The 18,786-nt window shown below is 69.1% G+C and carries 17 protein-coding genes and 1 tRNA gene; 7 read left to right on the top strand and 11 right to left on the bottom strand.

Annotated elements, in window-relative coordinates; translation table 11 throughout:
• Nucleotides 1-630 (bottom strand): TetR/AcrR family transcriptional regulator, encoded by a 630-nt coding sequence (locus ACEN8G_RS16125; RefSeq protein ID WP_413417432.1) that lies wholly within the window; start codon nucleotides 628-630, stop codon nucleotides 1-3.
• A gap of 89 nt (nucleotides 631-719) precedes the next feature.
• Between ACEN8G_RS16125 and ACEN8G_RS16120 the strand changes: the two genes are divergently transcribed.
• Genes ACEN8G_RS16120 through ACEN8G_RS16110 form a run of 3 tightly spaced genes read left to right on the top strand, consistent with a single transcriptional unit; the run spans nucleotide 720 to nucleotide 4,889 of the window.
• Nucleotides 720-2,192, top strand: a complete 1,473-nt coding sequence (locus ACEN8G_RS16120; RefSeq protein WP_413417434.1) for an efflux transporter outer membrane subunit — start codon at nucleotides 720-722, stop codon at nucleotides 2,190-2,192.
• Nucleotides 2,185-3,348, top strand: coding sequence for an HlyD family efflux transporter periplasmic adaptor subunit (locus ACEN8G_RS16115; protein WP_413417436.1), 1,164 nt, complete (start codon nucleotides 2,185-2,187; stop codon nucleotides 3,346-3,348). Before ACEN8G_RS16120 ends, ACEN8G_RS16115 begins: the two co-directional genes overlap by 8 nt.
• Nucleotides 3,349-3,359: 11 nt before the next feature.
• The gene (locus ACEN8G_RS16110; RefSeq protein ID WP_413417438.1) at nucleotides 3,360-4,889 is read left to right on the top strand and encodes a DHA2 family efflux MFS transporter permease subunit; all 1,530 of its coding nucleotides are present in this window, start codon (nucleotides 3,360-3,362) and stop codon (nucleotides 4,887-4,889) included.
• A 20-nt stretch (nucleotides 4,890-4,909) separates the two neighbouring features.
• On the opposite strand, the gene ACEN8G_RS16105 is transcribed toward ACEN8G_RS16110, so the two are convergent.
• Genes ACEN8G_RS16105 through ACEN8G_RS16095 form a run of 3 tightly spaced genes read right to left on the bottom strand, consistent with a single transcriptional unit; the run spans nucleotide 4,910 to nucleotide 7,007 of the window.
• The gene (locus tag ACEN8G_RS16105; protein WP_413417440.1) at nucleotides 4,910-6,001 is read right to left on the bottom strand and encodes an HlyD family secretion protein; all 1,092 of its coding nucleotides are present in this window, start codon (nucleotides 5,999-6,001) and stop codon (nucleotides 4,910-4,912) included.
• Nucleotides 5,998-6,417, bottom strand: a complete 420-nt coding sequence (locus tag ACEN8G_RS16100) for a PaaI family thioesterase (RefSeq protein WP_413417442.1) — start codon at nucleotides 6,415-6,417, stop codon at nucleotides 5,998-6,000. The genes ACEN8G_RS16105 and ACEN8G_RS16100 overlap by 4 nt, the downstream gene beginning before the upstream one ends.
• A complete protein-coding gene (locus tag ACEN8G_RS16095; protein WP_413417444.1) occupies nucleotides 6,414-7,007 on the bottom strand; it encodes a TetR/AcrR family transcriptional regulator in 594 nt (197 codons plus the stop codon). Before ACEN8G_RS16095 ends, ACEN8G_RS16100 begins: the two co-directional genes overlap by 4 nt.
• Before the next feature lie 65 nt (nucleotides 7,008-7,072).
• Here ACEN8G_RS16095 and ACEN8G_RS16090 point away from each other — a divergent pair, with 65 nt between their 5' ends.
• The gene (locus tag ACEN8G_RS16090; RefSeq protein ID WP_413417446.1) at nucleotides 7,073-8,620 is read left to right on the top strand and encodes a DHA2 family efflux MFS transporter permease subunit; all 1,548 of its coding nucleotides are present in this window, start codon (nucleotides 7,073-7,075) and stop codon (nucleotides 8,618-8,620) included.
• A 179-nt stretch (nucleotides 8,621-8,799) separates the two neighbouring features.
• Here ACEN8G_RS16090 and ACEN8G_RS16085 read toward each other — a convergent pair whose 3' ends face one another.
• The gene (locus ACEN8G_RS16085) at nucleotides 8,800-9,198 is read right to left on the bottom strand and encodes a winged helix-turn-helix transcriptional regulator (protein ID WP_413416819.1); all 399 of its coding nucleotides are present in this window, start codon (nucleotides 9,196-9,198) and stop codon (nucleotides 8,800-8,802) included.
• 72 nt (nucleotides 9,199-9,270) lie between these two features.
• Between ACEN8G_RS16085 and ACEN8G_RS16080 the strand changes: the two genes are divergently transcribed.
• A complete protein-coding gene (locus tag ACEN8G_RS16080) occupies nucleotides 9,271-10,383 on the top strand; it encodes an NADH:flavin oxidoreductase (protein ID WP_413416817.1) in 1,113 nt (370 codons plus the stop codon).
• Between the two features lie 97 nt (nucleotides 10,384-10,480).
• Here ACEN8G_RS16080 and ACEN8G_RS16075 read toward each other — a convergent pair.
• The 5 genes from ACEN8G_RS16075 to infA all read right to left on the bottom strand — a co-directional run bounded on the left by ACEN8G_RS16075 (nucleotide 10,481) and on the right by infA (nucleotide 12,512).
• Nucleotides 10,481-10,556: transfer RNA gene (locus ACEN8G_RS16075), tRNA-Phe, on the bottom strand.
• 30 nt (nucleotides 10,557-10,586) lie between these two features.
• Nucleotides 10,587-10,772, bottom strand: coding sequence for a DNA gyrase inhibitor YacG (locus tag ACEN8G_RS16070; protein ID WP_413416815.1), 186 nt, complete (start codon nucleotides 10,770-10,772; stop codon nucleotides 10,587-10,589).
• A 2-nt stretch (nucleotides 10,773-10,774) separates the two neighbouring features.
• Nucleotides 10,775-11,719: a ribonuclease gene (locus tag ACEN8G_RS16065; protein WP_413416813.1), complete on the bottom strand. Its 945-nt coding sequence runs from the start codon at nucleotides 11,717-11,719 to the stop codon at nucleotides 10,775-10,777.
• Nucleotides 11,712-12,281, bottom strand: coding sequence for a Maf family protein (locus ACEN8G_RS16060; RefSeq protein ID WP_413416811.1), 570 nt, complete (start codon nucleotides 12,279-12,281; stop codon nucleotides 11,712-11,714). Before ACEN8G_RS16060 ends, ACEN8G_RS16065 begins: the two co-directional genes overlap by 8 nt.
• A 12-nt stretch (nucleotides 12,282-12,293) precedes the next feature.
• A complete protein-coding gene (gene infA / locus ACEN8G_RS16055) occupies nucleotides 12,294-12,512 on the bottom strand; it encodes a translation initiation factor IF-1 (protein WP_003049127.1) in 219 nt (72 codons plus the stop codon).
• Between the two features lie 248 nt (nucleotides 12,513-12,760).
• On the opposite strand from infA, the gene ACEN8G_RS16050 reads away from it, so the two are divergent.
• Together ACEN8G_RS16050 and ACEN8G_RS16045 are read left to right on the top strand one after the other, a co-directional pair.
• A complete protein-coding gene (locus tag ACEN8G_RS16050; RefSeq protein ID WP_413416808.1) occupies nucleotides 12,761-15,649 on the top strand; it encodes a VIT domain-containing protein in 2,889 nt (962 codons plus the stop codon).
• The gene (locus tag ACEN8G_RS16045; protein ID WP_413416806.1) at nucleotides 15,646-16,473 is read left to right on the top strand and encodes a hypothetical protein; all 828 of its coding nucleotides are present in this window, start codon (nucleotides 15,646-15,648) and stop codon (nucleotides 16,471-16,473) included. The genes ACEN8G_RS16050 and ACEN8G_RS16045 overlap by 4 nt, the downstream gene beginning before the upstream one ends.
• Nucleotides 16,474-16,529: 56 nt before the next feature.
• On the opposite strand, the gene ACEN8G_RS16040 is transcribed toward ACEN8G_RS16045, so the two are convergent.
• The gene (locus tag ACEN8G_RS16040) at nucleotides 16,530-18,710 is read right to left on the bottom strand and encodes a sodium-translocating pyrophosphatase (RefSeq protein WP_413416804.1); all 2,181 of its coding nucleotides are present in this window, start codon (nucleotides 18,708-18,710) and stop codon (nucleotides 16,530-16,532) included.
• Nucleotides 18,711-18,786 lie beyond the last annotated feature (76 nt).

Raw genomic sequence — 18,786 nt, 5'->3', positions numbered from 1 at the left:
TCACTCCGGCGCGAAGGCGCGCAGGAAGATGTCGGCCATCTCCCCGGCTTCGCGGTCGCGCTCGGCGGCCGACAGTTCAAATCCCCAGATCATCCTCTGCTGCACGCCGAGGCAGAGCGACGCGAGCACGCGAGCGGCGAACAGCGGGTCCACCCGCCGCAGCTGCCCCGCATCCATCGCGCGCTCGAAGAACGCCGCGAGCATCTGCTGGGTGGGCAGGGGGGCGCGGCGATAGAAGATTTCGCCGATCTCGGGAAAGCGGGCGACTTCGGAGGCGATCAGCCGGTGCAGACGCAGCCCGTCGGGCGAGCAGACCTTGGCGAGGAAGCCGCGGCAGAACTGCCGCACGGCGGCGCCGACATCCTCGCCGGGCTTGAGCACGTCGGCGAGCTGGGTGCGATACTCCCTGGTCGCGTCGTCGAGCACCGCGGCGAACAGCTCTTCCTTGGACGGGAAATAGCTCCAGAGCGTGCCCTTGGATCCGCCCAGCTCGGCCGAGATCGCCGACATCGATGCGCCCGAATAGCCCTGGTCGAGGAACACGCGCTTGGCGATCGCCAGGATCGCCTCGCGGCGTTCCTCCTTGCGTGCCTCGCGCTTGCCGGGCGCCTTCTCCACTATTTTTGTCATAACCGTACTATAGGGTACGATTTTGGGTTGACAAGATGGCAGGTCGCGCCCATTTGCGGCGCCGTACCAGACAGTACGGTATTTAAATCATGATCCGATTCTCTCTTCGCCCGTTGCTGTTCACTGCGACCGCCGGGACCGCGCTTCTTTCCGCTTGCGCACCGGTGCCGAACCTCGGCGCCCGCCCCGAAGTGCGCGCGGCGACGGCCTATGCCGCCGACCAGTCGCTGGCTGCCAGGGCCGATGCCTCGAACTGGCCCGCGAACGACTGGTGGAGCGCCTATGGCGATCCCCAGCTCAGCGGCCTGATCGCCGAAGGCCTGGCCGACTCGCCCGATCTCGCCGCCGCCGCCGCGCGGCTCCGCTCGGCCCAGGGCTATGCCCAGCAGGCGGGCGCGGCGCTGCTGCCGTCGGTCGGCGTCCAGGCCGGCGCGACCGAGGGCAAGCAAAGCTATAACAACGGCATTCCGCCGGCCTTCGTGCCAAAGGGCTGGAACGACAGCGGCCATGTCGATGCCAATCTCAGCTTCGATCTCGACCTGTGGGGCAAGAACCGCGCCTCGCTCGCCGCCGCCACTTCGGATGCCGAGGCCGCGCGGATCGAGCTCGACCAGTCGCGCCTCGTCCTTTCGACCAACATCGCCAGCGCCTATGCCGATCTCGCACGCCTCGCCGCGCAGCGCGAAGTGCAGGCCAAGGCGCTGGAGCTGCGCAGCCAGACGCAGAAGCTGGTCAGCGACCGGGTCACCAACGGCCTCGATACCCGGGCCGAATTGAAGCAGGCCGATGCCGCCGTCCCCGCCGCCCGCGCCGATCTCGCCGCGACCGACGAGGCGATCGGTCTGACCCGCAACCGGATCGCCGCGCTGCTCGGCAAGGGTCCGGACCGCGGCCTGACCATCGCGCTGCCGACCGGCCCGGCCGAGACCCACGGGCTTCCGGCCGGCGTCACCACCGACCTGATCGGTCGCCGCCCTGACATCGCTGCCGCCCGCGCCCGGGTCGAGGCCGCCGCCAGCCGGATCAAGGTGGCACGCGCCGACTTCTACCCCTCGGTCAACCTCAGCGCGCTGATCGGCTTCCAGTCGTTCGGCATCGGCAATCTGTTCAAGAGCGGATCGACCTATGGCTCGGTCGGCCCCGCCGTCAGCCTGCCGATCTTCCGCGGCGGCGCGCTTGCCGGCCAGTACAAGGGCGCGCGCGCTGGGTTCGACGAAGCGGTCGCCACCTATGATTCGACCGTCACCACCGCCTATCGCGAAGTCGCCGATGCGGTGACCAGCAAGAACGCGCTGGTCACCCGCCTTTCCGAGAGCCGCCAGGCGCTGAGCGACTCGGAAGCCGCCTATTCGATCGCCCGCCAGCGCTACGAGGGCGGTCTGTCGACCTTCCTCGACGTGCTGACCGCCGAGCAGAGCGTGCTGCAGAACCGCCAGATCGTCGCCGACCTCCAGGCGCGGGCCTTCACGCTCGACGTCCAGCTGGTCCGCGCGCTCGGCGGCGGCTTTTCCACCAACACCGCGGCAGCGAACGCCGCTTCCAAGGACTCGACCCATGGCTGACGCCGAACCCAATCTCCATGTCGCGAACGCCGCGCCCGAAGCCGCTGCTCCGGAGGCCCCGGCCAAGCCGAGCCTGCGCAGGCGCCTGCTGACCGGCATCGCCGGCGCGGTGCTGGTCGCGGGCGTCGGCTATGGCGGCTGGTACGCCTTGGTCGGCAGCCATTATATCAGCACCGACAACGCCTATGTCGGCGCCGACACCGCCAGCGTGACTCCGATGGTCGCCGCGCAGGTGGCCGGCGTCGCAGTGTCCGACACCCAGGTGGTGAAGAAGGGCGACATCCTCGTCCAGCTCGACGACAGCGACGCGCGGATCGCGCTCGCCCAGGCCGAGGCGGATCTCGCCAAGGCCCGCCGCCAGTACGGCCAGACCTCGGCCACCAGCGCGGCGCTCGCCGCGCAGGTCCAGGCCCGCGGCGCCGATATTTCCCGAGCCCGCGCCCAGCTCGTCGCCGCCGAGGCGGATTACGAGAAGGCGCGGGTGGACCTCGCCCGACGCCAGCGCCTCGCCCCCAATGGCGCGGTGTCGGGTGAGGAGCTCACTTCGGCGACCAACGCCTTCTCCTCGGCCAGGGCCAATCTGGAGCTGGCACGCGCCGGCGTCGCCCAGGCCAACTCGACCCGCGGCGCTGCCAGCGGCGAGCTGGCCGCTAACAACGCGCTGATCAGCGGCACCACCGCCAATTCGGCGCCCGAAGTCCTCGCCGCCCAGGCCAGGGTCGATCAGGCCCGGCTCGACCTGACGCGCACCGTGATCCGCGCGCCGGTCGACGGCGTCGTCACCCGCCGCGCGGTCCAGGTCGGCCAGCGCGTCGCCCCGGGCGCGCAGCTGATGCTGATCGTCCCCGTCGGCCAGCTCTATGTCGACGCGAACTTCAAGGAAGGCCAGCTGACCAAGGTGAAGGTCGGCCAGCCGGTGACGCTCAAGTCCGACCTCTATGGCGGCGGCGTGGAGTATCACGGCAAGGTCGTCGGCCTGTCGGGCGGCACCGGCTCGTCCTTCGCGCTGATCCCGGCACAGAACGCCACCGGCAACTGGATCAAGGTGGTCCAGCGCCTGCCGGTGCGCGTCGCGCTCGACCCGAAGGAACTCGCCGCGCATCCGCTGCGCGTCGGCCTTTCCATGGACGCCGAGATCGACGTCTCGAAGAACTGAGGACCCAGGCCATGAACGGCAAGGCCGAGGAAATGGCGCCGCTGAAAGGCGTGTCGCTGATCCTGGCGGGCGTGGTGCTCGCGCTGACCAACTTCATGGTGGTGCTCGACACCACCATCGCCAACGTCTCCGTGCCGCACATCGCCGGCAGCCTGGGCATCTCGGGCAGCCAGGGGACGTGGATCATCACTTCCTATGCGGTGGCGGAAGCGGTGTGCGTGCCGCTGACCGGCTGGCTCGCCGGCCGCTTCGGCACGGTGCGCACCTTCACCTTCGGGATGATCGGCTTCGGCGTCTTCTCGGTGCTGTGCGGCCTGTCGAGCTCGCTCGGCATGCTCGTCGCCTGCCGGATCGGTCAGGGCCTGTGCGGCGGCCCGCTGATGCCGCTCAGCCAGACGCTGCTGATGCGCATCTTCCCGCCCCAGCAGCGTGCCCAGGCGATGGGCGTCTGGGCGATGACCACCGTCGTCGCGCCGATCCTCGGCCCGATCCTCGGCGGCACCATCTCGGACAGCTGGTCGTGGCACTGGATCTTCTTCATCAACATCCCGGTCGCCGCGCTCTGCGCGTTCGGTGCGATGCGCCTGCTGTCGAAGGTCGAGACCCCGACGAGCCAGCTGCGCGTCGACCGGGTCGGGCTGATGCTGATGCTGCTGTGGATCGGCGCGCTGCAGATCATGCTCGATCTCGGCCGCGAGCATGACTGGTTCAACGACGGCACCATCGTGATGCTGGGCGTGATCGCGCTGATCGGCTTCCTGGTGTTCCTCGCCTGGGAAGGGACCGAGGACCAGCCGATCGTCGACCTGCGCGTGTTCCGCCACCGGGGCTTCACCGTGGCGGTGGCATCCCTGTCCTTCGCCTTCGCGACCTTCTTCGCCTCGGCGGTGATCATCCCGCAATGGCTGCAGACCAGCATGGGCTACACCGCGACCTATGCCGGCTATGCCACCGCCTTCACCGGCGTGGCGGCGGTGATCATGTCGCCGATCGTCGCCAAGCTCAGCACCAAGGCCGATCCGCGCGCGCTGGTCTGCTTCGGCATCCTGTGGCTCGGCTTCACCTCGCTGCTCCGCGTCCACTGGAACAGCCAGGCGGATTTCTGGAGCCTCGCCTTCCCGCAGATGCTCCAGGGCATCGGCATGCCCTTCTTCTTCATCCCGCTGACCACGCTCGCGCTGGGTTCGGTGCGGCCGGAGGAGACGGCGTCGGCGGCGGGCGTGATGAGCTTCCTGCGGACGATGGCGGGTGCGATCGGCACCTCGATCGCGACCACCGCCTGGGACGACAGCGCCCGGGTGGCGCGCAGCGAACTCGCCTCGAAGCTCAACAGCGACGGGACGGTGAATGCGCTGGCGGCGCAGGGCTTCTCGCTCGACCAGGCGCGCGCGACCATCGCCCAGCTGGTCGACAAGGAGGCGTTCGCGCTGGCGACCAGCCACATCTTCCTGCTCTCGGCGATCGTCTTCGTCGCCGCGGCGATGATCATCTGGCTGACCCCGCGCCCGACCCGGGCGGTCGGCCCCGGGGCGGCGCACTAGGAACGGCGGCGGCTCGCGGCCTAGCGCGCGAGCCGCACCGTCACCGTGGTCGACAGGCCGGGCCGCAGCCGGGACAGCGCCGGCTGATTGGCATCGAGCGCGATGCGCACCGGCACGCGCTGGACGATCTTGGTGAAATTGCCCGATCCCGGCTCGAACGGCAGCAGAGTGAATTCCGATCCCGAGCCCGGTGCGAAGCTCTCGACATGGCCGGTCAGCACCGCGTCGCCCAGCGCATCGACATGCACCCTGGCCGGCTGGCCGGCGAGCATGCGCGCGGTCTGGGTCTCCTTGAAATTGGCGACGACATAGAGCTGGCGGCTGGGCACCAGCGTCAGCAGCCGCGTGCCCGGCTGGACGAAGTCGCCCGGCTGGGCGCGGCGATTGCCGACCACGCCGCCCACCGGCGCGCGGACCAAAGTGTAGCTCTCATCCTGCTCGGCGAGGCGCAGTGCGGCGCGGGCACGCTCGGCGCCGGCCCGGGCGCTCTCCAGCGCGGCGAGCAGGCTGTCCTTCTGCGCGATCGTCACCCCCGCCTTGTCCTGCGAGGCGGCGAGGCTGGCGCCGCTCTGGCGCGCCTTGGCCCGCGCGTCGAGCAGCGCCGCATGGATGCGCTCGGCGTCGCGGCGGGTGGCGAAGCCCTGGGCGAGCAGCGCCTGGTAGCGGGCATCGTCGGCCTCGGCGCGCTGGAGCTCGGCCGCGGTCGAGGCGATCGCGGTCCGCACCACCGCCACGTCCGCGCCCGCCAGCCTTGTCTCGGCGCCGTGCGACTTGATCGCGGCGAGCGCGGCGGCGACCGCGGCATCGGCGTCGCGCACCGCGGCGCGCGCGGCGTCGAGCCGGGCGGCGAACTCGCGGTCCTCGATCCGCACCAGCGGGTCGCCCGCCTTCACTTCCTGGTTGTCGCGGACCAGGAGCTCGGCGATCTGCCCGCCGATCCGCGCCGAGACGATCGTGCTGTCGGCGCGCAGATAGGCGTTGTCGGTGGTCTCGCTCGACGCCGGGCTGGCGATCCACAGCGCGCCGCCGGCGGCGAGCAGCATGGCGACGCCGCCGGCCAGGGCGGCCCTGGGCAGCTTGCGCGGTTTCCGGGCTTCGGCCTGCTCGCTCATTGGCTGATCACCAGCAGGGTGGAGGTGGCGGAGGCGAGCAGCCGGCCCTCGGCGTCGGTGAGCTTCGCCTCGGCAAAGGCGACGCGCCGGCCGATCGAGACCACCGTGCCGGTCGCGCGGACCGGGCCGGTATTCTCGGTCATCGCGCGGTGATAGGCGATCTTGAGCTCGAGCGTGGTGTAGCTCTGCCCCTCGGCCAGCGCGCTGTGGGTGGCGATGCCGCAGGCCGAATCGAGCAGGGTCGCGGCATAGCCGCCATGGATCGTGCCGAGCGGGTTGTAGGCGCGCCGGTCGGGCACGCCCTCGAACACCGCATGGCCGCTGGCGACCTCGACCAGCGCGAAGGCGAGCGTCTCGCCGATCGGCGGCTGCTTGCCTGCGGCGAGCAGCGCCTGCACCTGTGCCAGCCCGGTCATTGTGCGGCCTCCAGTCCGTAGCGCGCGCGGATCGCGGCGGCGGAATCGGCGAGGATCGCGTCGGATTCGGCCGCATCGGTGACGGTGCGCGAGAGCAGCAGCGCGCCGACCAGCTCGGCCAGCATCGAGCGGCCGGCCGCGGGAGCGTTGGCGATGCCATGTCGCGCAAGCGCCTCGCCCAGCCGCTGCGCGAGCGCGGTGCTGCCCTTGGCGAAGCGCTCGCGGGCCGCGGGTTCTAGCCGCGCCATGTCGCCCGAAAGCGCCGCTATGGGGCAGCCGCGCCCGCGCGCGTCACGGTGGACCGGCGAGAGGTAGAAACCGACATATTTGTCGAGCGCCGCGCGCGGATCGGCCTCGGCCAGCGTCCAGTCGAAGCGGTTGCGCGCCTCCTCGAACATCACTCCGATCGCCTCGGCGACCAGCGCGTCCTTCGAACCGAAGTGCGCATAGAAGCCGCCATGGGTCAGCCCGGCCTGCTTCATCAGCGCCGCCACGCCCACACCCTCCGGTCCCCTGGCGCGGATCGCGGTGGCGGCTTCCTTCAGGATCTTCTCCCGCGTCTTCCCGCGGTGCTCGGCATCGTAGCGCATGGCGCATCCTTGTTTTATATTATGCTTATCATATAATCATCGCCACACGCGTTCAAGAGGTCCGGATGGCGCAGACGATCGATCCCCAGGCGCTGCCCGACAGCCGCAAGTTCCTGATCTTCGGGGTGATGGCGTTCGGCCAGTTCATGGCGCTGATCGACATCCAGATCGTCGCCGCCTCGCTCAACGAAGTCCGCGCCGGGCTGTCGGCGAGCTCGGACGAGATCAGCTGGGTGCAGACCGCCTATCTGATGGCCGAGCTGGTGATGATCCCCTTCGCCGCCTTCCTCGCCCAGGCGCTGTCGACCCGCTGGCTGTTCGCGCTCTCCGCCGGACTGTTCACCCTGGCGAGCGCGCTGTGCGGGCTGGCGTGGAGCATCGAATCGATGATCGCCTTCCGCGCCCTCCAGGGGTTCGTCGGCGGGGCAATGGTGCCGACGGTGTTCGCCACCGGCTTTGCGATGTTCACCGGCAAGCAACGCGCGATGATCCCGGCGATCCTCGGCATGGTCTCGGTGCTGGCGCCGACATTGGGGCCCACGCTCGGCGGCTGGATCACCGATGCGGCGGGGTGGCGCTGGATCTTCTACGTCAACATCCTGCCCGGCGCCGTGGTCACCGTGCTCGCCATCCTGTTCATCCGCGTCGACCTGCCCAACCTGGCGATGCTGCGGCGGATCGACTGGATGCACCTCGCCGCCATGGCAGTGTTCCTCGGCGGGCTCGAATATGTGCTGGAGGAAGGGCCGCGCAACGACTGGTTTCAGGACCACGCCATCGCCACCGGCGCCTGGCTGAGCTTCGTCGCGCTGCTGCTGTTCCTCGAGCGCTCGTTCCGCTCCGAGAACCCGATCGTCAACCTGTCGCCCTTCCGCAAGCCGACCTTCGTCTTCGCCTGCGTGTTCAACCTGGTGATCGGCTTCGGCATCTATTCGGCGACCTATCTCGTCCCCGTCTTCCTCGGCACGGTGCGCGGCTACAACGCGGCGGAGATCGGCACGACCGTGTTCATCGCCGGCGTGGTCCAGATGCTCGGCGTGCCGGTCGCAGCAGGACTGTCGCAACGCCTCGATCCGCGGATCATGATCACCTTCGGGCTCAGCCTGTTCGCCGCCGGACTATGGCTGTTCAGCTTCATGACGCCCGAATGGGGTTTCCACGCCTTGCTCTGGCCGCAGGCGGTGCGCAGCTTCGCGATCATGCTGTGCATCGTGCCGAGCGTGAACCTGGCGCTGGCCGGGTTCGAGGGGCCGGAGCTGCGCTACGCCTCGGGCCTGTTCAACCTGATGCGCAACCTGGGTGGAGCGATCGGCATCGCTCTGGTCAACACCTGGCTGCAGGACAATGCCCGGCTCCACATGCTGCGCCTGGGCGAGGCGCTGGGGGTCGCGGGCCGCACCGGCGGCGAACTGATCGACAATCTCGCCGCCTATGCCCGCAGCTACACGCCCGACAGTGCCGAGGCGTTGCTGATGGCGCAGGGCGTGGCGGGCCGGCTGGTCCAGCGCGAGGCGATGACGCTGGCGTTCAACGACGTGTTCCGGATCATGGCCTTCCTGTTCCTCGCCGCGTTGGTGCTGGTGCCGTTCTGCAGGAGGCCGAAGCTGGGGTAGAGGGGCGCCCTTCCTTCTCCCCTCCCTGCAAGGGAGGGGTCGGGGGTGGGTTGCGACCCCGGCGAAGGCCGGGGAGCCCAGCCAGTCGGCCAGCGGAAAACAGAAAAGGCCGGGCATCGAGCCCGACCTTTTCTAACCCACCCCTTGCCCCTCCCTTGCAGGGAGGGGAATTTTAATCCCTACGCCGCAGCCCGAGCGTCAAACGCCTGGCGGGCTTCCTCGACCACCGCGAGATGCTCGAACGTCCAGACGTGCAGCGCCTTGAACGGCCCCTGGAGCGAGCGGCCGAGCGGGGTGATCTCATATTCCACCGCCACCGGCGACAGCGGCAGCACCCGACGCAGGATGATCCCGTTGCGCTCCAGCCGGCGCAGGCACTGGGTCAGCGCCTTCTGGGTCACGCCTTCCAGCAGCCGCTTGATCGCGTTGAACCGCAGCGGCCCGCCGTCCAGCACCGCCAGCACCATCATCGACCATTTGTCGGCGATCTGGTCGAGCAGCTTCCGGCTCGGGCATTCGGCCGAGAAACGGGCGGGATCGCAAATGGGCAAAGTATCCTCCGATATACCTGGGCGCATGCAGGTGCGTTCTTGCGCCCAGGTTTACATGATATACCTAGTCTCGTCCAACCAACATGGATTTCATGCCCCATGCCTGACAGCGATACCCTGTTCCGCCCCTTCGAACTTGGCAGCCTGCGCCTCGAGAACCGTATCGTCATGGCCCCCATGACCCGCAGCTTCGCGCCCGAAGGCATCCCCGGCGCGCCGAATGCGGCCTATTATCGCCGCCGGGCCGAAGGCGGCGTCGGCCTGATCCTGTCCGAGGGCACGGTGATCGACCGCCCGGCGTCGCGCAACGAAGCCGGCATCCCCTTCTTCCATGGCGAGCAGGCGCTGGCCGGGTGGCAGGGCGTGATCGACGCGGTGCACGGCGCCGGCGGCAAGATGGGCCCGCAGATCTGGCACACCGGCTCGACCCGCAGCCAGGGCGGCTGGGAACCGGACAGCCCGGTCGAGAGCCCGTCGGGCCTGCTCGGCCCGGGCACGCCGCGCGGCGAGGTGATGAGCGAGGAAGCGATCGCCGACACCGTCGCCGCCTTCGCCCGCGCCGCCGCCGACGCCAGGCGCCTCGGCTTCGACCTGGTCGAGCTGCACGGCGCGCATGGCTATCTGATCGACCAGTTCTTCTGGTCGGGTACCAACGAGCGTGCCGATCGCTATGGCGGCGCCTCGATCCGCGAGCGCGCGCGCTTCGCCGGCGAGGTGATCGCGGCGGTCCGTGCGGCGGTGGGTCCCGACTATCCGCTCGCGCTGCGCGTCAGCCAGTGGAAGCAGCAGGACTTCGCCGCGCGCCTCGCCGAGACGCCGCAGCTGATGGAAGACTGGCTGCAGCCGCTGGTCGAGGCCGGCGTCGACATCCTCCATTGCTCGCAGCGCCGCTTCTGGGAGCCTGAGTTCCCAGAGATCGACGGCGAGGAGGGGCTGAACTTCGCGGGCTGGGCCAAGAAGCTCACCGGCGCCGCGACGATCAGCGTCGGCTCGGTCGGCCTGTCGGGCGAGTTCATCGCGGCGTTCGGCGGCGAGGCCTCGACCGGCACGGGGATCGAGAAGCTGGTCGCGCGGATGGAGCGCGACGAGTTCGACCTGATCGCCGTCGGCCGCGCGCTGATCAGCGACCCGAACTGGGTCGAGAAGATCCGCACCGGCGATACCGGCAGCCTGAAGGGCTTCGACCGCTCGGTGCTCGCCGAGCTGGTTTGAGCCGGAAGGGCGGGGCGGTCTCGATGGTCGCTCCGCCAACGGCTTGGGGACGCGAAGAGCCGTACCCCGCCGCTTCAGTTCATCGCTGTCTGGAAAGTGGTGCCCGGGGACGGAGTCGAACCGCCGACACTGCGATTTTCAGTCGCATGCTCTACCAACTGAGCTACCCGGGCACGCCCGGCGAGTGCCGGGGAGCGGGCCTCTTAGTCTCGCGAATCGGGGCTGTCCACCCCTGAATGTGCATGAGGATCAACTGCCTCGCCGGGAATGCGATAGCCTTCCCCCAGCCATTGCAGCAGGTCGCGGTCCTTGCAGCCGCGGCTGCAGAAGGGCTTGTGCGCCGGATCGATCGCCTGCCCGCACACGGGGCAGCCCTGGTTCTTCGTCATTTTCAGTCCTTAGCAGACGTGAATTCGGTCACGCCGCCGATTCGCCGCGCCAGCTCCGCGGTCCAGCTGGGTTGCTGGGCGAGGCGGCGCGCGATGTTCCTGGTAACCATATGGGTAGTCGGCGGCGGCGGGGGAAGCCGCTCGATCCGGCGCAGCTCCGCGCGCGTCTCGGCGCCGGCCGGGTCGGCGCGCAGCAATTCGGGCAGCGAGGGGCGCAGGCGCCGCCGTACGATCTGGAGGAAGCCGAAGCCGTTCACTGCGGTCCGCTCGAAGGGCTGGGGCAGGGCGGCGTCGATCGCCTCGGCCACGGCATTGCGCGCGCCCTTGCCGCTTAGGGTGGGGAAGTCGATGCCGATCGAGCCGGCGATGCCGTAGCGCTCGATCGCCCGCGCCACGGCGTGCGCCGCCGCAACCGCCAGCGTGTCGAGCGGTCCGTTGCCATCGACATCGAACAGCGCCATCGCGGGGGTAGGGGAGAGGCGCAGCGCGCCGCCGGCGAATGCGATCTCGCCGGTGATCGCCTCATCGAGGACTTCGGACCAGCCGGCCTCTTCCAGCGCATCGGGCTCGTGCGCGCGAAGCGTGCGGACGGGCAGGCCGGTGGCAGTAATCCGCTCGAGCAAGGTCGGGCCGTCGCTAAGCGGCTCCTCGCTCGGCACTGCCTTGGGCAGCTTGGCGCGGCCGGGCTCGGGGATCGCCTCGCGGGTGATCTTCACGCGCAGCTTCGCGCCCTGGGTGACCGCCTTGGGGATATGGTCGCACAGTGCTTCGCCGCCGCCGTCGAGCGCGATCAGCTTGGCGGCCTTGTCGACCAGCCGGGCCTCGAGCACCGCGTCGACGCGCGGGTGCGTGCCTTCAAGCTCGATCCGGGCCTTCCAGATGCTGCCGCGCGAGACCAGGGCGGCGCGGTTCTCGCCGATCCCGGCCTCGTAGAGCCACTCAGCCAAGGGAAAGGCCGGCGCTCTCTAGCAGCGCGCGCGTCTCGAACACGGGCAGGCCGACCACGCCCGAATGGCTGCCGGCGAGATAGCGGACGAACGCCTCGGCCTTGCCCTGGATGGCATAGCCGCCCGCCTTGCCCATGCCTTCTCCGCTGGCGACATACCAGTCGATCTCGGCATCAGTCAGCCGCTTGAAGGCGACCACGGTGTCGGAGATGCGGGTGCGCGCCTTGCCGTCGGTGCCGATCAGGCAGATCGCCGACAGGCAATGGTGGCGCCGGCCGGAGAGCAGGCCGAGCATGCGGCGCAGGTCCGCCTCATCCTCTGGCTTGCCCAGGATGCGCTTGCCGACCGCGATGGTGGTGTCACCGGCCAGGACGATCTCGTCCGCGGCGCGTTCGACGGCATGCGCCTTGGCGATCGCGACGCGCAGCACATAGGCACGCGGGCTCTCGCCCGGGCGGACATCCTCGTCCACGTCCGGAGCAGCGACGCGCGCAGGCTCGGCGCCGATCCGCCTGAGCAGATCGAGCCGACGCGGCGATGTGGAGGCAAGTACGAGCCGCACGTAGCGGACCGCTTATTTGAAGCGGTAGGTGATACGGCCCTTGGTCAGGTCGTAAGGCGTGAGCTCGACGAGCACTTCGTCGCCGACCAGCACGCGGATGCGGTTCTTGCGCATCTTGCCGGCGGTGTGGCCGAGGATCTCGTGATCATTCTCGAGCCGGACACGGAACATGGCGTTGGGCAGAAGCTCAACGACCTGACCCCGCATTTCAAGCAGTTCTTCTTTGGCCAAAAATTACCTCATGGGATTAGCGCGCGCGGAAAGTGGCGGTGCCTTTACTCCGGTGCGCGGCAAAAGGGAAGGAGTTGAGGCGCGGCGCGCGCAGTCGCACGCCGCTATCGCCCCGATATGGGTGCAACTGCCCGGTTTTGCCAGCGCGGCGCTGCGAGATACTTCTTCCAATCGGCTGATTTCTACGGCATGATACATAGTTACATAATCCGGAGGTGGGACGGATGATCGTGCGCTGGGCTTTGGGCTTGTTGTGTCTTCTGGCGCCGGTCGCCCTGTCGGCGCAGACCGCGCCGCCCAAGGGAAGTCCGAGCCTCACCGCACTCGCCAACGGGGTGCGCGACGAAGCGCATGCCCGCGACATTGCGCTGAGCCGGCTCGACATCGCCGTCACGCTGCGCGGCGGCATTGCCGAGACCGTGGTGACCGCGAAGTTCGCAAATGGCGGCAAGGAGCCGCTCGAAGGCGATTTCCGTCTGGCGCTGCCGGCCGACGCGGTGGTCACCGGCTATGCGCTCGACATCAAGGGCAGGCTGCTCGACGGCGTGCTGGTCGATCGCGGCCGGGCCAAGGCGGTGTACGAGGCCGCGGTGCGCGGCCGGATCGATCCGGGCCTTGCCGAGGTCGAGCCCGACGGCGTGTTCCACACCCGCGTCTTCCCGATCCCTGCCAAGGGCAGCCGCACGATCCGGCTGCGCTATGTCGCGCCCTTGTTCAACGCGCATCGCGGCGAGGACGTCTATGTCCTGCCGCTCGACCTTGCGGCGCCGCCCGAGGGCTGGTCGATCAGCGTGCGGGCCGAGGGAGTGGGTGCCGCGCCCAGCCTGACCTGGCCGGGTCGCGAGCCGATCGCGATGACGCGCGAGGGCACTGCCTTCGTCGCGCGCGAGGAGGGCAAGCGCGCGCTGAACGGGCCGCTGATCCTCGGCCGCCCGGCACTGCCCGAGGCGTTGGCCAGCCGCAACGCGCTGGGCGAGCGCTTCGTCCAGCTCTCGGGCACGGTGCCCGCGGGTGTGCAGGACGCCGCCGAGCGCGTGCGCATCTATTGGGACCGCTCGCGCTCGCGGCTCGGCGACCACAAGGACGAACTGGCGCTGTTGCGCCGGGTGCTCGCGGGGCTGAGGCCGCGCGAGATCGAGATCGTCACTTTCAATTCGGGCGGGGCCGATCGCCGCAAGGTCGCGAGCGCCGATGCCGCGATCGCGCTGCTGGAAGGCGTGCGCTATCGCGGCGCGACCAGCTTCGCAGCCCTTGCCGGCGACCTGGTCCGCGCCGATCGCTGCCTGCTCTTCACCGATGGCAAGCCGGCGATCGATCGCGATGCGAAGGTGGACCTGCCTTGCCGGGTCGATGCGATCACGGCCTCCAAGAGCGCCGACATGGCCTGGCTGCGCCATTTCGCGACGTTGCATGGCGGACGGGCCTGGCGGCTCGGCGACGACATCGGCGAGCTGGAGAAGGCGCTGGTGCGCACCGTGCCGACGGTCACCGCGGTCCTCGACGATCAGGGCCGGCGCCTGCCCTTCGTGCCGATCGAGAGCAGCAACGGCCAGTGGCTGGTCGCCGCGCGTGCGCCCGACCAGGGCGGCGTGCGGGTGCTGATCGGCGGGGCCGAGCAGCGCCGCGCCGTGCCTGAGGCGGCGGACTTTGCCGGCGAGAGCGCGCTGATCGCGGCGGACACGCTCTCGACTCTGGGCGCCACCGAGCGCCGCGCCGACTATGTCGCGCTCAGCCGGCGCTACGGCGTGGCGAGCCCGAGCCTGTCCTTCCTCGTCCTCGAAACCCCGCAGGACTATGTCAACGCGGATGTAGCACCTCCGGCGGGCTATGACGGCGAGGATCTGGCCAGCTATCGCGCGGCGCGGGAAAGCGCCGACAAGGAAGCGGCGGAAGCTAAGCAGGGACGGCTCGAACAGGTCGTCGGCCTGTGGAACGAGCAGGTCAGTTGGTGGCAGCGCAAGTTCGACCCTATGGCCCGGCCCAAGCGCGAGCGGGACGAGCGCCAGATAATGCCATCCCCCGCCATGTCCGCGCCGGCCCCCGAGCCCACGCCGACTCCCGAGCCGATGCCGTCGGACGATAGTGACGCGATCGTGGTGACCAGCCAGCGCGCTCCGGCGAGCGAGGCGGCGGCGAGCCCGGTCACCGCGGTCATCGCGGAAGACATCGGCAAATTCCCGGACACCTCGGGCCCGCGCATCGAGATCGACGCCTGGCAGCCCGAGCGGCCCTATCTCAAGGCGTTCGATGCCGCGCCCGCCCGCTTCGACGCGTTGTTCGTCGAGCAGGAGAAGATCCACGGCACGCTGCCGGCCTTCTATCTCGACACCGCCGAATGGCTGCGGCGCCATGGCCGCGCGGGGGAGGCGCGCGAGATGGTGCTCGCTGCGCTCGACCTGCCGGTCGCCAATGAAGTGACGCTCGGCCTAGTTGCCGCACGGCTAGAGCGTTACGGCGCCTGGGATCGCGCGATCGAGCTGCGCGCGCGGGAGGCGGCGCTCGATCCCACCCGCCCGCAGCCCAAAAGGCTGCTCGCGCTGGCCCTCGCCCGCCGGGCCGAGGCAGTGCCGGCGCATGCCCGTGCCGATCTGGAGCGGGCGATCGCCCTGCTCTCCGAAGTGGCGCTCACCCCCTGGCCGGACGCCTGGGCCGGCATCGAGACGATCGCGCTGATGGAAGCCAATGCGCTGATCCCCAAGCTGCGCGCGCTGGGCGGCGATACCGATCTCGACCGGCGGCTGATCGCGCTGCTCGACGCCGATATCCGGGTGATCGCCGAATGGAACACCGACGCGACCGACCTCGACCTGTGGGTCGACGAGGCCAATGGCGAGCGGGCGATCTACAGCCATCCGCGCACCGCGATCGGCGGCCACCTCTCCAACGACATGACCAATGGCTACGGCCCGGAGGAATATTTCATCCGCCGCGCCCCCCGGGGCACCTACACGATCCGCGCCAATGTCTTCGCCGGCGACCGGATCGATCCGAACGGCCCGTCGGTGATCACGGCGCACATCATCCGCAATTTCGGGCGGCCCAACCAGAGCGACGAGTCGGTCGATATCGAGGTGCTGGGCGATGACAAGGAAGGGCGGCTGATCGGCCGGGTCGTGGTCGGCGCGAAGCCGAAATGAGGGGCATCGTGCCGGGCATGCGCACCGCCATGGGAGCGGCGCTGCTGTTGGGCCTCGGCATGCCGACCGCCGCCGTATCGGGGGATCCCGACCCGATCGCCTATGAATGCTCGGCCGAGGTGAAGTTCACCCTGCCGGGCCCATATGGCGCGCCGCCGGTGTTCAAACACCCGCTCGAGCCGAAGCGACCGCGCTGGCAGTGGCAGGCCGGATCGCACGGCCCGGAAACCATCGAGGCGAGCCTGCGGGTCGATGCAGATGGCAATGTCACCGACCTGCATATCTCATGGATGCAATCGGGCCTGCTCGGCTGGCCGCAGATCGGGCGCGCCGACCTGGACGATATCGCGCTCCACGTGACCTTCGGCGAGGCATATGGTTCGAGGCGCAAGGCGGCTGCACCCACCGAGTTCGATCCCGCACTGCTTTCCGTCGAGGTCGAGGCGCTGGAGACGCGGAAGATGAAGCGGCCGCGGCTGCTCACGCTGCGCCGGAGCTGGGATGACGCGCCGCTGGGCGGCCTTGCCGACATCCCGCCATGGCTCAGGAGCGCATCGATCCATCTGCGCTGGGAAGAGCTGAAGGCCTTTGCCGGCGATCGCAGGAGCCTGGACTTCTCGATCGAGGAGATCGTGTTCCGCGATCGCCAATTCCATCACGACCGCATCCGGGGTGGCGCGCTCGACCTGTCGGTGATGCCACAGGTGATCGAGCGTTTCCGCGAGGCCGAGGCGCTGGTGAAGGCCAAGGCCGCGGACCCCAAGGCGCAGTGCCGCAGCATCGTTATGGGGCCCGACGAGCCGGACCCGGAAGCGGAGATATAGAAAGCCCCGCCCGGATAGGTTCCGGGCGGGGCCAGTATCGGGTTCTGTCGAAAGGATCAGCCGGCGGCGTGGCCCGCCAGTGCCGCGAGCAGCAGCAGCGCCACGATGTTGGTGATCTTGATCATCGGGTTCACCGCCGGACCGGCAGTGTCCTTGTAGGGATCGCCAACGGTGTCGCCGGTCACGGCCGCCTTGTGCGCGTCCGATCCCTTGCCGCCGTAATTGCCGTCCTCGATATACTTCTTGGCATTGTCCCAGGCGCCGCCGCCCGAGGTCATCGAGATGGCGACGAACAGGCCGGAGACGATCACGCCGAGCAGCATCGCGCCGACTGCCGCGAAGCCTTGCGACTGGCCGGCGACCGCGGTGATGATGAAGTAGATCGCGATCGGGCTGAGCACCGGCAGCAGCGACGGAACGATCATCTCCTTGATCGCCGCCTTGGTGACGATGTCCACCGTGCGGGCATAATTGGGTCGGCTGGTGCCGGCCATGATGCCCGGATCGTCGCGGAACTGGTTGCGGACATCCTCCACCACCGAACCCGCCGCGCGGCCGACGGCGGTCATGCCGAAGGCGCCGAACAGATAGGGCAGCAGCGCGCCGAGCAGCAGGCCGACGATGACGTACGGATTGTTCAGGCTGAAATCGACCGGCACGTCAGGGAAGAACTCCTTGAGGTCGGTCGTATAGGCACCGAACAGCACCAAAGCGGCGAGCGCGGCGGAGCCGATCGCATAGCCCTTGGTCACCGCCTTGGTGGTGTTGCCCACTGCGTCGAGCGCGTCGGTCTTGTGGCGGACCTCGTCCTCAAGGCCGGCCATCTCGGCGATGCCGCCGGCATTGTCGGTCACCGGGCCATAGGCGTCGAGCGCGACGACCATGCCGGCCAGCGCGAGCAGCGAAGTCGCTGCGAACGCCACGCCGATGATCCCGGCGATCTGGTACGCCGCGATCACCGCGACGACGATGACGAGCGTCGGCAGCGCGGTCGACTCGAGGCTGATTGCCAGGCCCTGGATGACGTTGGTGCCGTGGCCGGTCACCGAAGCCTTGGCGATCGACTTGACCGGGCGATAGTTGGTTCCGGTGTAATATTCGGTGATCCACACCAGCAGGCCGGTCACCGCCAGGCCGATCATCATGCAGATGAACAGGCTCATGCCGGTGAACTGCGCGCCCGAGGCGAGGCCGAGCGCCGCCTCGGCAGTGACATGGTCGTTCGCCTCCAGGAAGGCGGTCGGATCGACCGGCAGCGCGCCGATCGTCGCGTTCATGTCGCCCAGCGTGTACTGGGTGACCAGGTAGATTGCCGGCACCGACAGGATCGCGGTGGTCCAGAAGCCCTTGTAGAGCGCGCCCATGATCGACTGGCTCTTGCCGAGCCGGACCATATAGGTGCCGATGATCGAGGTGATGATGCACACGCCGCCGACGATCAGCGGCAGCGCCATCAGCTTGAGCAGCTGCTCGGACGCCAGGTCCTTCACCAGCAGCGCGATCGAGACCATGGTGAGGCCGAGCGTCACGACATAGGTCTCGAACAGGTCGGCGGCCATGCCGGCGCAGTCGCCGACATTGTCGCCGACATTGTCCGCGATCACGGCGGGGTTGCGGGGATCGTCCTCGGGGATGCCCGCCTCGACCTTGCCGACCAGGTCGGCGCCGACATCGGCGGCCTTGGTGAAGATGCCGCCGCCGAGGCGCGCGAAGATCGAGATCAGCGAGGCGCCGAGCGCCAGCGCGGTCAGTGCGAGCGTCACCGCGCGCGAATTGGGCTCGAGGCCGGCCGGGCCGGTCAGGTACCAGAACAGCACGGCGATCGCGAGCAGGCCGAGGCCCGCCACGAACATGCCGGTGATAGCGCCCGAGCGGAAGGCGAGGGTGAGCCCGCCCTGCAGCGATCCGCGGGCGGCCTCGGCGGTGCGCACATTGGCGCGGACCGAGATGTTCATGCCGATATAGCCGGCGACGCCCGAAAGCACCGCGCCGGCCAGGAAGCCGATCGTCGGCAGCGTGCCGAGCGTGAAGAACACGACCACGGCGACGATCACGCCGACGATGCCGATCGTGGTATATTGCCGGCCGAGATAGGCCTTGGCGCCTTCCTGGATGGCAGCGGCGATGCTCTGCATCTTCTCGTTGCCCGCCGGCGCCTTCAGCACCTGCTGGCTGGTCAACAAGCCATAAAGCACTGCGAGCACGCCGCAGGCTATGGCGATGTACACAATCGTCATGCGTTCAAGCCCTTCCCCTATTGGATATCGAGCCGCGCCGGTCTGTGTCGCCGGATTTAAAAGGCCCGGTATGGGG

It is taken from the genome of Sphingomonas sp. Sphisp66, assembly GCF_047324325.1.
Taxonomy (GTDB): domain Bacteria; phylum Pseudomonadota; class Alphaproteobacteria; order Sphingomonadales; family Sphingomonadaceae; genus Sphingomonas.
The sequence above is the reverse complement of the archived record's forward strand: the minus strand, read 5'-3'. Positions and strand labels throughout refer to the sequence as shown.